Source organism: Actinomadura madurae, from assembly GCF_900115095.1.
Classification (GTDB): Bacteria; Actinomycetota; Actinomycetes; order Streptosporangiales; family Streptosporangiaceae; genus Spirillospora; species Spirillospora madurae.
This window is the reverse complement of record NZ_FOVH01000040.1, coordinates 1-13,620: the sequence shown is the minus strand read 5'-3', so window position 1 is coordinate 13,620 and position 13,620 is coordinate 1. Positions and strand designations below refer to the sequence as shown.

Below are 13,620 nucleotides of genomic sequence, written 5' to 3'. Positions count from 1 at the left end.
CGCCGACGCCGGTTTCGCCGGACGGCTGGTCGGCTGGTCCGCCCAGACCCTCCGCACCACCATCGACATCGTCCGCAAACCCGCTGATCAGAAAGGGTTCGCCGTACTGCCCAGACGGTGGGCGGTAGAGCGGACTCTGGCGTGGTTGACCGCGCACCGGCGGCTGGCCCGCGACTACGAACGCGACCCCGCCACCAGCGAAGCCATGATCCGCTGGGCCGCCATCGGCCTCATGACCCGCCGCATGGCCCGCGGCGGGCAGCCCGCCGTCCGTCAACGCCGGCGCCCCCTCGAATACCTATAACAAGATCCTTCTCAAACACGCACTTAGCCGCGTGGCGGAGTCCCAGAGTCGCGCCTGCCAGCGCTTGCCCGCCACAGCTATTCGTCTTTTGAGGCCGTGTCACCGCGATCGGGGCGTAGCACGACTCCGGCGGACGAGGTCCGAGGCCGGGGTCGCAGGCGTGCCCTGGAGGGTCGGGCACGCCTCATTTCAGCCGGTGAACGACTCGGGGCCGAAGCGGCCCCAGGCCACGAAGGCGGCCGCAGCGAGGAGGGCGAGACACAGCGCGACGTTCTTGTAGTGCCCGTAGCGGGCGTGGGTGATCATCCCGCCGATCATCAATAGAACCCAGCAGACGGCGGTCACCGGCACCATCACCGGCGCAATGTCGAGCGCTGCGGGCAGGATCAGGCCCACCGCGGCCAGGATCTCGAGGCCTCCGAGGGTTTTGACGAAACCGGCGCTTGCGCTCTCGGTCCAATCCGTTGACTCGTCCAGCTTGGACTTAGGCAAGAACGCTTTGGTGGCGCCACTGAACAGGGCGAGGGCGGCAAGTAGCCCGGCAACGATCCAGAGGGTGAGGTCCATGAGGTTCCTTCAGGTGCGGGGCGACTCGGACCGGCCGTCGATCCGCCGAGCCGTTCATCGCCGACGGGCTGCCAGACCATGCCGTTCGCGGGCATCCCTGTCGGCTTCCCGATGGTGTGACTGGTCGGGCATAAGACACCGCCAGTCGCGATTTTCTGACAGAACCGGCCGATGATGTGATCTGCTTCACAGAACGTCAGGATCTGCGTCGATGCGGTGTCTTGTTCTCAACCACTCGGGTCGGAGGAGACACCATGGACAAGAGGATCGAGGTGGTCGTGGTCGGCGGCGGTTACGCCGGGGTGATGGCGGCCAATCGTGTGACGCAGCGCGACGACGTGACGGTGACCGTGATCAATCCGCGGCAGGTGTTCGTCCCGCGGCTGCGGCTGCACCAGCTGGTGGGCGGGACCCACGATGCGATCGTCGACTACCGGGAGGTCCTCGCCGAGGGTGTCGAGCTGGTGGTCGGCACTGCGGCGCGTATCGACGCGACCGCGCGCACCGTGACCCTCGCCGACTCCGGCAGCATCGGTTACGACTATCTGATCTATGCGGTAGGTAGCTTCGGCGGCGGACTACAGGTGCCAGGCGCGGCCGAATTCGCTTATCCGGTCGCGACCTTGGAGGCCGCGCAGCGGCTGCGGTCGGTGCTCTCCGACACGCCCGCGACGGCCGCGGTGACGGTCGTCGGAGGCGGCCCGGTCGGCATCGAGACCGCGGCGGAACTCGCCGAACAGGGTCGCAGTGTCGGGCTGGTCTGCGGTGGTGTCCTCGGCCCGAACATGCATCCCAGCGCCCGGCGCGCGGCCCGCAAATACCTCGCCCGACTGGGCGTCGAGGTGATCGACGGCCCGGATACGTCGGTCACCGCGGTGCGGTCTGGAACCGTGGAACTCGGTGACGGCCGCACCCTGCCGAGTCAGGTGACTGTTTGGGCTGCGGGTTTCGGTGTGCCCGATCTGGCCGACCGCAGCGGGCTCCGCACCGACGCCGCCGGACGGCTGCTCACCGACGAGACGCTGACCAGCATCGACAGCGATCGCATCATCGCGGCAGGTGACGCGTCGGCGCCATCGGACCTGCCGTTCCGCATGAGCGCCTACATCGCTGGATGCCTGGGCGCCCACGCCGCCGACACGGTGCTGGCCCGGATCGCGGGTGAGCGGCCTGCGCCGATCGACCTGGCATTCCAGGCCATGTGCTTCAGTTTCGGGCGCGGTGTCGGGATTTTCCAGCTCCTGCACAAGGACGATACGGCGAAACGGCTGTACTTCACCGGGTTCATGGGCCGCAAGCTCAAGGAGTTCTCGTGCGCCGCCAGTGTCAAGCACCTGGTGACCGAGGCGCGCAAGCCCGGCTCGCACCACTGGCCAAAGGACGGTGAACACCGGCCCGCCCTGCTACGAGCCCGGAATGAGAACGTGAAGATACCGAGCGAGTAGACGCTGTTTCGTCGCTATCACCAGTGGCACGGTGTGCGGCGGCGTTCGAAGCGAGAACACCGCGCATCGTGCACCCCGGTCCCACGACCAGCTCCAGAAAAGGAACTCATGCACACGACAGGTGAAGCCGATGCGGCCCGGCGGGCCACGGGCGAGGCGGCGAGCCGCGGCGACAGTGACCGAGCCACCCTGGCGGCGACGGAGATGTTTATAGCGCACCGCAATCTGCTGTTCACCGTCGCTTACGAGATGCTCGGATCCGGGGCAGACGCCGACGATGTCCTGCAGGAGACCTGGTTGCGTTGGGTCGGTGTCGACGCGGCGCACATCGACGACCCGCGCGCCTACCTGGTTCGCATCACCACGCGGCAGGCGCTCAACCGGCTGCGCTCGGTAAGGCGCCGGCGGGAGGCGTATGTGGGCTCCTGGCTGCCGGAGCCGCTGCTCACCACTCCGGATATGGCCGCCGATGTGGAACTCGCCGAAAGCGTGTCGATGGGCCTGATGGTCGTACTCGAAACCTTGACCCCGACCGAACGAGCGGTATTCGTGCTGCGCGAAGCGTTCGGACTTGGTTATGACGAGATCGCGGCTGCGGTGGAGAAATCCCCCGCCGCCGTGCACCAGATCGCTCACCGTGCGCGCCGCCACGTCGAAGCCCGCCGACCGCGCCGCACGGTCACCCCACGCGAGGCGCAGGCGGTTGTCGACGCGTTCCGGCGCGCGCTCGAGACCCGGGACCTGCAGGGCCTGCTCGAAGTCCTCGCCCCCGAAGTGGTGGCGATCAGCGACGGCGGCGGCATCAAGCAGGCCACCCCACGGCCCGTCATCGGCGCGGACAAGGTCGCGCGGTTCGCGGTCAAGGGTCTCGCCAAGCACGACGTCGCGCTCACCGTCGAACCAACCGCGATCAACGGCAGCTCGGCGTTGGCGCTGTACGTCGATGGGGAACTCGACGGTGTCCTCGCGGTGCGGGTCGAGGACACCCGCATCACCGGTCTCTACCTCGTCCGCAACCCGCACAAGCTGACCCACGTCGACGCCGAAAACCCACTCACCCTCCGTTGAATTCGGCCACGATCCGACCGTTCACCACCCGCAAGCGGCACGCGGACGTAACCCGTGACGACCGCCTCCGGGCCCTCATCCTCCTCGCCGCGTTCGCAGGTCAGCGCTGAGGGGAAGTGACCGCGCTCAAGCGCTGCGACATCGACATCGTCAACCGCACGGTCCAGGTCCGCGGCGCCGATATCGAGCGGGCGAACGGACAGATGATCCTCGGGCTGACCAAGCCACAGGCGGGGCTGCGCGCGGTCGCGATTCCCGACGCGATCGTCCCCCACCTGGTCACGCACCTGACCAAGTACACCAAGAAGGATGACGATGCCCTCGTGTTCACGGGCATCAAGGCGGGCCCCTGCGGCATAGCGCCTTCAACAAGATCACGCGCTGGAAGCCGGTGGTCGAGGCGCTCGGCGTCCCGAACCTGCACTTCCATGACCTTCGGCACGCGCGCAACACCCTCGCCGCCGACATGGGCGCCTCGCTGCGCAACCTCATGGCGCGGATGGGCCATGACAACGAACGGGCGGCGCTGCGGTATAAGCATCGGTCCAACAGCGCTGACCGGGCCATCACAGACGGGCTCAACGCACTCGTCCAGGCCGACCAGAAGCGGGACGGCGACGATGACGACGAGGCAGCGAGACCGCCGATGCCGGTGGCGTAATTGCACGCCAATTGCACGGCGCTGATCGGCTAACGAAACGATCAAAACCCGGCTGGAGGATTATGCCACTGACCTGGGCCTTCTCAGTGAAGCGGGTGACGCGAATCGAACCCGCGCTGTCACCTTGGAACCAAGACGAACTCGGCCGTCACCCCGCTGACCTGGCATTCGACCGTCCCTCCAATGACCGTGAGTACCCCTCACTAACCGTCCCTAATAGCACGCAGACGAAGCGCTGACCCGCGCCCGCTGCTGCCGAGACGCCTCCACCGCTCCCCCTCCGGCCGTCCTATCGAACCGGCGACGTTCACCGGTTGACCCAGGTCCAGAAGCTTGACTGACCACGTTCGACGCATATCATCGTTATATGGCGATTGATTCCGAATGTAGAATGACTTCGCTGGACGCCCTCGCACCAGCCGCGGCGCTGTTTCACTCGTTGGCCGATCCGGTACGGCTGTCGATCGTGCAGCGGCTGACACGTGGGGAGGCTCGCGTGGTCGACCTGACTCGTGAGCTGGGGCTGGCTCAGTCAACGGTGTCGAAGCACCTGGGCTGCCTGCGCGGCTGCAAGCTGGTGGACTACCGCGCGGAGGGCCGTCAGTCGTTCTACTTCATCGCAACCCCTGAACTGCTGAACCTGCTGCGCTCGGCCGAGCGTCTTCTTGCCGCGACAGATCAGGCCGTTGCACTGTGCCCGACCTACGGCATCGACGGCGGTGAAGACGTGGGGGCGTGCGCGAACGGAGCTGAGGTGCGGGCGTGACAACGCTGTCGCTGGGCCCTTCTCCTCGGCGCCGGGCGGTGCTGGCGCGACGGGTGCGGCTGCTGGTGGCCACCACGATCACCTACAACGTGGCTGAGGCGGTTGCGGCGATCACCGCTGGTACGGTCGCGTCTTCGGGTGCGCTGGTGGCGTTCGGGCTCGACTCGCTAATCGAGGTCGCTTCGGCCGCCGCGGTCGCCTGGCAGTTCTCCGCGCGTGACCCGGCCGTGGTCGAACGTCGCGAGCATCGCGCGCTGCGCATCATCGCGGCCTCGTTCTTCGCGCTGGCTGCCTATGTCACCGTCGACGCGGTCCGCACCCTGCTCGGCACCGGACAGGCGGAACACTCGACGCCCGGCCTGGTGCTGGCCGCGCTGTCGCTGCTGGTAATGCCGTTTCTGTCGGCTGCTCAACGCCGCGCCGGCCGCGAGTTGGGCTCGGCCAGCGCCGTGGCCGACTCGAAGCAAACCTTGCTGTGCACCTACCTGTCAGCGGTGCTGCTGCTCGGGCTGGCGCTCAACGCACTGTTCGGCTGGGCCTGGGCCGACCCGATCACAGCGCTGGTGATCGCGGCCGTCGCGGTCAAGGAAGGCCGTGACGCCTGGCGAGGCGACGCCTGCTGCGCCGTCCCCACCCGCAAGGGCACAACGTCCGACGGCATCAGGGGCTCAATGCCTGACGCCCGCGATGCCTGCGGCTCCGCCTGCGCCTGCTGCTAGCCACACAGAACGCGAGGACGGAACGTCGCAGCGATTGCCGTGATAGGCGCCTCGTGGCGGATCGACGTCAACGCACACGAACGCACGACCTGATGACCTCCCCCATCTTCGCCCTGGCCCGCCATCACGTAAGTAGCGTGGTCGGCTCCAGGCCACCGCGCTCGAATCGCACAACACCATGCTCCTGTCCTAACCAGGTTCTGAAGAATGCAGCACGCGCCGCATCTCCCTCAGCCTCCCGTCCGACTGCCCATGTTCCGCACCCCCGGAGCGACAGCTTGATACGATCGAATGGTGTCATCGTTCAGCGGCTGGGCCGTTATCGATCTAAAAGATGGGCGAGACCCCGAGGAGTTCACACTCGCACTCGCGGATGCCCACAACTCGACCCTCGACGTCGTCTCCGAAGGGTCGAGAGTCTTCATTTTCGCCGACTTCGGCGTGACATTGTCTTCAGTGGTAGGCGACCTGCTGCCAGCGTGGGGAGTGCGGGCGATCACGGCCTCCGATTTCGACGAACACGGCGTGATCAACGAAATTCTCGGCCCCGACGGCACGACCGTACATGTCGCCTCGATCGACGAAAAAGGCGATGGTCTACCCAGCAACGACACCGCGGAAAGCCGCCGCGCCGCGGCCGCGCTGTTCGACGTGAAGCCATCGGTCCTCGACGAAGTATCAGAGACATGGGACGAAGAGGGCGCTGAACCGTCGGTGTTGGGTGTGCCCTACTTGAGATGGTGGACGGCCCTTGGAGCCCCGTGGCCGCACCCCTTCGAGTCGACCACGGTCGAGCCCCGAACGAAACCCAATTCCTAGCCTGTTCTCAAAGTCCCCGGTAAAACGCCTCAACGCACAAGCTCGATTGCGAACGACCGACGACGAGGCGGGACCGGGCAAAACAGACCACACGCCCGGCGCGCCAGTGCGAGCGGCCGTCTGACGGCGCGCAGCGGTGCCCTTTGAAGACGCAAAGAAGTTCGTTCTCTTTCCGCGGCGATCTGCGGGGCGCTCCTAGGTCTTGCCCGCTGGCCCACCAGGTTGTGCGGGCTTCCTCGGTCTCAACTGGGGCGGGGCGCGGAAGCAGGTGTTGTCGCACGGAGGCGTCAGACGGCTGATTTCAGGCTCTTTCACACCAGATGCGGGACGTCGATGAGTTCGGCCACCAGGCTGATGGCGGCGCCGGGGGCACGCTTCGGGCACGAGAGCCGTGGACGGCTGCAGAACGAGCAAGGGCCCAGGCCGGGACCTACTCCTTGCCCTGGGCTTTCGCGGTTGGAGCGGGTGACGGGAATCGAACCCGCGCTGTCAGCTTGGGAACCAAACCGATCATGCCCTCTTGGGCGGCTGACCTGCCTCGCGACGGTACCGTAAGTGACCGTGATTGACCCCTGATCACCCTGGTTAATTGCCCGCTAATTGCCCGCCGCGTACGCGCTGAGCTGGGTGCTCTCCCACGCTTCGTCGCCATCTGGACGTCTCCCGCAGGGGCGGGACTGGCCGCCGACCTCAACGCCGCCCGGTGGCGCGCGAGGTGGTCCGCGCACACGGTCCTGTCCCCGGGGGTGACCACGATCAACTGACCGGTCCTCCAACGAACCGGCCCACCCAATGCGACGTCCAATTCCGAAAGCTGCCTTTCGAAAAGGAGACGAGATGAACGGTGGGGGTTGGGCAATCCTCCTGATCGTGCTTGTGGTCCTGTGCGTCCTGATGGTCGCGGCGTCGGGTGGCGGGTCCCGTGGTGGCACGTCCAGGCGCCGATCGTACGGCGGCTCCCCGCCCTTCTACGGCGGGGACTCGGGTTCAAGCGACGGAGGGGGCAGCTCCGATGGCGGCGGGGGCGGCGATGGAGGCGGCGGAGGCTGATCCACGGCGCCCTCGCGGTCCGGTGGTGTCCGGCGAGGATGACTATGGTTTAGGGGCGTGCGGCGTTGTGTGTATACCTCATCTCATACGCACCGCCGATGGGGGACCCTCCGCCTCGTTCTTGAGGTCTGCGCCTCGCCGGGGTCTGATGGCGGGCAGTCCGGACGGCGACGGACGGGCAGGGGCGCTGGTGCCGGTGGCTTAATTGCCCGGCAGCGTGAGAGTGACCGGAACGACCAAGGCCCAGGCTTCGGGGATCATGTCCCTGACCTGGGCCTTTGTGGTGGGAGCGGGTGACGGGAATCGAACCCGCGCTGTCAGCTTGGGAACCATTGCGAACTCGGCCGTCACCCTCGCTGACCTGGCATTCGTCCGCTCCGCAAGTGACCGTGAGTACCCCTCAATGACCACCCCTAATGGCACGCTAATGGCACGGCATCGTAGCTGCTGACCTGCGCCGTCCCCGGCCGGTTCGGAACGGCGACAGCACCCGATCACCCGAGGGCAAGCGGACCCGGAGCGCAGGGCCGGCCACGGCCCGAGCAGCGGAAGCCGCGCGGTAGCGATCGCCCCAACCGCGCGCCCACCCCCACCACGCTGTGGCGATCGTAGGGCTTAACCATCGCCGTCTGATCCGTACCAAGATCAGGACCGTCCAGGCATGTCCCCACAGGTCCCCTGACCAGCGCGGCAACCTCCCGCGCGTCCACACCTGTCCAAGGTCATCCGACCCCGTTATTGGCAACGGCGTTAGCATCCACACCGCTCCGGACGGGTGCGTCCTCGGGGCGCGTGGGCGGCCAACGTCAACGGATATCCACAAGCTGACGTTGTCGCCATGGGTATCTCGTGCCTGGCGGTATCGTCGGGCCGGTGGTCACTCAAGCGCTGTTCGACGTCGATGAGCCTCCGCTGCCGGTGGCGTTGCAGGAGGCTGTTCGGCACGGTGAGGTCTTCACTCGTCGCTGGGTCGTGGAGCTGATTCTCGACCTTGTGGGCTACACGGCTGATCGTGATCTTGCTGGGCTGCGGCTCGTCGAGCCGGCATGTGGGGAGGGCGCGTTCCTGGGCCCAATCGTTGAGCGGCTGAGCAAGTCATGCCGGGCTCATGGGCGCTCACTGTTGGAAGCGGTCGGGGCGATTCGGGCGCTGGATCTGCTGGACGAGAACGTGAAGCGGTCGCGCACGCTCGTCCGCGACCGGCTTACGGCGGACGGCTGGGAGCACGGCGAGGTTGGCGCCGTCGTGCGGGGCTGGGTGAGCCAAGGCGACTATCTTCTTGCCGCTCACAGCGCGGGTGACGCTGACTTCGTCGTCGGCAATCCTCCCTATATCCGGCTGGAGGATGTACCGGACGAGCGCATGATGGCCTACCGGTCCGCCTGCCCGACGATGGGCGGCCGTGCCGATGTCTACATAGGGTTCTATGAGGTCGGTCTTCGCAGCTTGAAGCCTGACGGCAAGCTCGGCTTCATCTGCGCTGATCGCTGGATGCGCAATCAATATGGCCGGCGCCTCCGCCAGATGGTGACACAGCGCTACAGCATGGACCTGGTCCTTGTGATGCATGACGTGGATGCGTTCCACGACCAGGTAGCCGCCTACCCGGCCATCACGATCATCCGCAACGGCGTACAGGGTCCCGCGATCGTTGCGGATACCACTCGGGAGTTCGGACAGTCCGAGGCGCGGTACCTTCTTAGATGGTTGGCTGACCCGGCACAAGAGGCTGCCGCCGCTACCGGGTTCAAAGCTTCGCGTCTACCGCATTGGTTCCCTGGCGAGGACTCTTGGCCTGCGGCGTCCCCTGCGCGCTTGGCTGTTCTGGAGGATCTGAGCGATAGGTTCCGGCTCCTGGAGGACGAGACCACCGGAACACGCGTCGGCATCGGCGTTGCGACCGGGGCGGACAAGGTTTTCATCACTGATCAACCTGACCTCGTCGAGGAAGACCGCATGCTTCCGCTCGCCATGGTCCGCGATACGGCGAGCGGGCGTTTGGACTGGGGCGGTATGTACCTGGTCAATCCGTGGGATGTGACGGGTGGGCTGGTCGACTTGGCCGCCTACCCTCGGCTACGCGCCTATCTCGCCCAGCATGGAGCCGTGCTGCGAAAGCGTCACGTTGCCGTAAAGCAGCCGGACCGCTGGTACAAGACGATCGACAAGGTCGACCCTCGGCTCAACACTCGTCCCAAGCTCTTGCTTCCAGACATGAAGCAGGTCATACACCCCGTGCTGGATGAGGGCGGGCTGTACCCTCATCACAACCTGTACTTCATCGTTTCCGACACTTGGGACTTGCGGGTACTTGGCGGCTTGCTGCTGTCCAACGTCGCTGAGGCATTCGTGGCGGCGTACGCAGTCAAGATGCGGGGCGGAACTCTGCGGTTCCAAGCCCAGTACCTGCGTAAGATCCGCGTCCCTGATCCTGCAGAGATCGATGAAGAGACCGGCACAGCATTGGCCGCTGCGTTCGAACGCCGTGACGTCCAGGCCGCGACGCAAGCAGCCCTGCGAGCCTACGGGCTCGCAGAACTCCCCGACTAGAAGGAACACATTGGCAGTCACTCGACAGGACTTCGAGGACGCGGTTGCCGCTTACTGGGGCGCCAAACAGTCACAGCGAGAACTATCGAAGATCAAAGATGCTGTCGGCGCGGGCACTGCGGGCTCCGTACGTGGTGGCAAGCATTTCGACGACATCGCCGCTCTCCTGGCCAAGTTCTTCCTCGACGCCGGCTACCCGCCCGAAGACATACGCGTTACCACGTCACATCGCCTGGAACTTCCCGGCTACTACCGCCCACAGAAGCAATGGGATCTTGTGGTCTCCCACAGGAACACGCTTGTTGCGGCCTTCGAACTCAAGGCGCTCGGCGGTCCTTCGTTCGGCAACAACTACAACAACCGGGTAGAAGAGGCACTAGGCAGCGCTGTCGACCTCAGGCGTGCGGTACTCGCTGACCTATACCCGGGCGAGAAGCCTTGGCTTGGCTACTTCTTCATCATGGAAGATGCTCCTGGTTCCCGTGCCCCGGTGCGTCTAATGGAAGGGGCTTCGCCCGTCGAGGAGATCTGGCGCGGACGGTCCTATCAGACAAGGTTTTCGCTCTTCTGCGAACGTCTCATGGCAGAAGGGCTGTACGACGCGGTCTGCTTTGTCACTTCCTCGGAGAAGCGTCCGCAACCTATCGAGCTGGTCGAAAGCCTCGATTGGAAACACTTTTCCGCCGCTATAAACGCGCGGATTACTTATCTCAGAGAGTTGGGGTTTCCCGTCGACTCATAGCATCCGCGTTAGCAGGTGCACCGCCCCGGAGGGTGCGCCCGCGCGAACGGCGAGACGGCGTGACAGACAGTTTCGCGCGGGCGTGCCCTCCGGCCCGCGGGGGGCTGGGGGCCGCGAGGCCCCCGCTTCACGCACGGTCAACCCCACAGAATTGCTCTCTACCCGTTGATCTCTTCACGTGAAGCGCTGCCGAGTTTGAACTTCGACCCACCTTTTGTTTTATTCTGCCAATTTTGATTTACCGTCTCAACACGGTCGAGTCGGGCGCGACTGATCGCGTAAATGGCATCTCCAATCAAATCAGACTTCCATGCTTTCTTCAGGCTCTTCCGGTCTTCATTGTCCGCCGAAGTTAGTTCTTCCAAGGATTGCAGAGCGTCTACGGCTAGCGCTCGACCTTCGAAATCACCTACCGCTTTTAGTTCTGCGCGCGCACGGCCTAGGTCGTCCACAATCGGGAAGACATATTTCTTGCGTGCATCCCAATCGGAGATGTCGATATCTGGCGAGGCTAGCACGTACCTATTCGCCGCATTAGCTGCATTGATGAATGAGTTAAGCAATGTTTCCAGATGCTTCAAGTCTGTATCGATTAGCTTTATCTCGACGTCAACTCTGATGCGGAGAAACGCAAGGGCGTACTGGGTGCGATAGGTCACGTAGGCGACGGTTAGCAATGCTCCGGCAGAGATCAGGGCTGCCCATATGGGCGCGGCGAGGCTCATAGAAACATGATGACGTACAGCTGCCAATGAGAGCGTGGCATTGTGTCGGTTGGGCTAGAACATGTCCACTATCAGCCAGCTGCGCTCAAGGGGCCGCCCGCCCGGGCGCGGCGGGACCGGACGGGACAGGCCGCATGCCCGGCGCGCCCGGGCGGGCGGCCGCCGGCGGCCGCGTAGCGGGCGCCCTTGAAGACGTAAAGAAAGTTCTCATCCGGCACCGGCGCGCTGGTCTGTCCTGTCCCGGGACATGCTTGACATCTCTGTCCCATCACATGCTTGACGGGTGCCTGTTCGGCTTGGCTGTCGCGTGTTCGTTTGCGGGCGTCGCGTGTCAGGGAGGCCGGGATTGGGCCTGGTCGAGTTGTCGGTGGTGGAGCAGCGGTATCGGGCGGTGCTGCAGGTGCTGGCGGGGGTGCCGGTGATCGAGGTGGCGGCCCGGTTCGGGGTGTCGCGTCAGAGCGTGCATGCCTGGGTGAAGCGTTATCGGGCTGAGGGGCTGGCGGGGCTGGCTGATCGGTCCCGGCGTCCGGTGTCTTCGCCGGGTCAGATGAGTGCGCAGGTGGAGGCCGTGGTGTGTGAGCTGCGGCGGGAGCATCCGCGGTGGGGTCCGGTGCGGATCGTGCATGAGATCGGTCGGCTGGGTGTGGTGCCGGTGCCGTCGCGGATGGGCGTGCATCGGGCGCTGGTGCGGCATGGGTTGATCGAGCCGGGCCGGCGGCGCCGCAAGCGGGAGGAGTTTCGCCGCTGGGAGCGCGAGGAGCCGATGGCGTTGTGGCAGATGGACATCGTCGGCGGGGTGTTGTTGGCCAATGGGTCGGAGTGCAAGGTGGTCACCGGGGTGGATGACCATTCGCGGTTCTGTGTGATCGCTGAGGTGGTGCCGCGGGCGACGGGCCGGGCGGTGTGCCTGGCGTTCGCGGCGGCGTTGCGTGAGTTCGGGGTGCCGGGTGAGGTGCTGACCGATAACGGCAAGCAGTTCACCGACCGGTTCGGGCATGGCGGTGAGGTGCTGTTCGACCGGATCTGCCGGGACAACGGCATCGTGCACCGGCTGACGCAGCCTCGCTCACCGACCACGACGGGCAAGGTCGAGCGGTTCCACCAGAGTCTGCGGCGAGAGCTGCTGGATGACGCGGTGCCGTTCGATGACCTGCCTGCGGCCCGGGCTGCAGTGGCGGGCTGGGTGGTCGAATACAACACCCGCCGCCCGCATCAATCGTTGGGCATGGCGTTCCCGGCCGACCGGTTCGACACCCGCACCGCCCAGGGCGAGCAGGAGCTGCTGCCGTTGCGGCTGCCCGCCGCGGTCCGCCTGGCCGCCGTCCCACCGGCCGCCCAAGAAGCCGAACCCGCCGACCCTGCCGGCACCGATGTGCAGGCGCAAGCCGCCCAGATAAGGGTGTGGGACGGCGGGGCAGTGGAGTTCGAACGAACCGTTCCGGCCAGCGGGAACATGTTCGTGGCCGGTCGCCAGTTCTGGCTCGGCCCCGCCCAGGCCGGTGTCACGGTGACGTTCTGGGCCGACACCGATGTCATCCACCTGCTCAACGCCGGGTCCCGGATCAAATCCGTGCGCTCACACCTGTCGACCGCCGACCTGACCGCACTGGCCGCCCGCGGAGCCCGCAAAGCCGGGCCACCCCCGTTGCCGCCACCCGAAGACGGCGAGGCGGGAGAGGTCGACCGGACCGTCAACAAGGACGGCAACGTCGGCCTGGGCGGCCGCATGGTGCTGGCCGCAGAGATCCTGCGCGGCCGCCGCGTCGGCATCCGCATCGAACCCGCCACCCTGATGTTCTTCGACCCCCAAACCCGCGAACTGCTGCGCACCCGCCCCAACCCGTTCACACCCGACCAGGTCCAGGCGCTGCGCGGACTACGGCGGGCCGGTCCACCGCCCCGGCCCCGCACCGAACCGGTCACCGTTCAGCGGCGGGCCAGCAACAGCGGCGTGGTCATGGTCACCGGGCAAAAGATCGCACTGGGCCGCCTGCACGCCGGCCGGGTGGTGACCATCCACGTCGCCGACACCACCCTGGCCATCGAACTGGGCGACGACGACGTGCGGACGGTCCGCCGGACCACCACCCAGCCCGTCCGAAGCATCAAGGCTCACCGGCCCCGCAAGGCCGCCCCATGATTCCTAGAACATCCGTCAAGCATGTCCTGGGACCAAAACGTCAAGCATCTCCTGGGACTAGACA

General features: G+C 65.9%; 12 protein-coding genes. 10 read left to right on the top strand and 2 right to left on the bottom strand.

Going from position 1 to position 13,620, the window contains the following annotated elements; all coding sequences use genetic code 11:
• A partial coding sequence (locus tag BM339_RS52930) for a transposase (RefSeq protein WP_143118905.1) occupies positions 1-304 on the top strand: 304 nt, incomplete at its 5' end.
• Positions 305-493: 189 nt separating this feature from the next.
• Here BM339_RS52930 and BM339_RS47065 read toward each other — a convergent pair.
• Positions 494-871: a DoxX family protein gene (locus BM339_RS47065; protein WP_075025078.1), complete on the bottom strand. Its 378-nt coding sequence runs from the start codon at positions 869-871 to the stop codon at positions 494-496.
• A 254-nt stretch (positions 872-1,125) separates the two neighbouring features.
• Here BM339_RS47065 and BM339_RS47060 point away from each other — a divergent pair, with 254 nt between their 5' ends.
• The 8 genes from BM339_RS47060 to BM339_RS47020 all read left to right on the top strand — a co-directional run bounded on the left by BM339_RS47060 (position 1,126) and on the right by BM339_RS47020 (position 10,691).
• The gene (locus BM339_RS47060) at positions 1,126-2,316 is read left to right on the top strand and encodes an NAD(P)/FAD-dependent oxidoreductase (protein WP_075025077.1); all 1,191 of its coding nucleotides are present in this window, start codon (positions 1,126-1,128) and stop codon (positions 2,314-2,316) included.
• Between the two features lie 204 nt (positions 2,317-2,520).
• Complete coding sequence (locus BM339_RS47055; protein ID WP_075025080.1) at positions 2,521-3,384, top strand: RNA polymerase sigma-70 factor; 864 nt, start codon at positions 2,521-2,523, stop codon at positions 3,382-3,384.
• A 349-nt stretch (positions 3,385-3,733) separates the two neighbouring features.
• Positions 3,734-4,045, top strand: a complete 312-nt coding sequence (locus BM339_RS47045) for a tyrosine-type recombinase/integrase (protein WP_083598592.1) — start codon at positions 3,734-3,736, stop codon at positions 4,043-4,045.
• Between the two features lie 367 nt (positions 4,046-4,412).
• A complete protein-coding gene (locus BM339_RS47040; protein WP_024935859.1) occupies positions 4,413-4,811 on the top strand; it encodes an ArsR/SmtB family transcription factor in 399 nt (132 codons plus the stop codon).
• Complete coding sequence (locus tag BM339_RS47035) at positions 4,808-5,530, top strand: cation efflux transmembrane domain-containing protein (RefSeq protein ID WP_075025074.1); 723 nt, start codon at positions 4,808-4,810, stop codon at positions 5,528-5,530. The genes BM339_RS47040 and BM339_RS47035 overlap by 4 nt, the downstream gene beginning before the upstream one ends.
• A gap of 294 nt (positions 5,531-5,824) precedes the next feature.
• Positions 5,825-6,349, top strand: coding sequence for a hypothetical protein (locus tag BM339_RS47030; protein WP_143118904.1), 525 nt, complete (start codon positions 5,825-5,827; stop codon positions 6,347-6,349).
• 1,923 nt (positions 6,350-8,272) lie between these two features.
• Positions 8,273-9,949: an Eco57I restriction-modification methylase domain-containing protein gene (locus tag BM339_RS47025; RefSeq protein WP_083598594.1), complete on the top strand. Its 1,677-nt coding sequence runs from the start codon at positions 8,273-8,275 to the stop codon at positions 9,947-9,949.
• 10 nt (positions 9,950-9,959) lie between these two features.
• A complete protein-coding gene (locus BM339_RS47020; RefSeq protein ID WP_075025072.1) occupies positions 9,960-10,691 on the top strand; it encodes a PaeR7I family type II restriction endonuclease in 732 nt (243 codons plus the stop codon).
• A gap of 158 nt (positions 10,692-10,849) precedes the next feature.
• Here BM339_RS47020 and BM339_RS49470 read toward each other — a convergent pair whose 3' ends face one another.
• The gene (locus BM339_RS49470) at positions 10,850-11,416 is read right to left on the bottom strand and encodes a hypothetical protein (protein ID WP_143118903.1); all 567 of its coding nucleotides are present in this window, start codon (positions 11,414-11,416) and stop codon (positions 10,850-10,852) included.
• 361 nt (positions 11,417-11,777) lie between these two features.
• Between BM339_RS49470 and BM339_RS47015 the strand changes: the two genes are divergently transcribed.
• On the top strand, positions 11,778-13,556 hold the full coding sequence (locus BM339_RS47015) for an IS481 family transposase (RefSeq protein WP_143118649.1): 1,779 nt from the start codon (positions 11,778-11,780) through the stop codon (positions 13,554-13,556).
• Positions 13,557-13,620 lie beyond the last annotated feature (64 nt).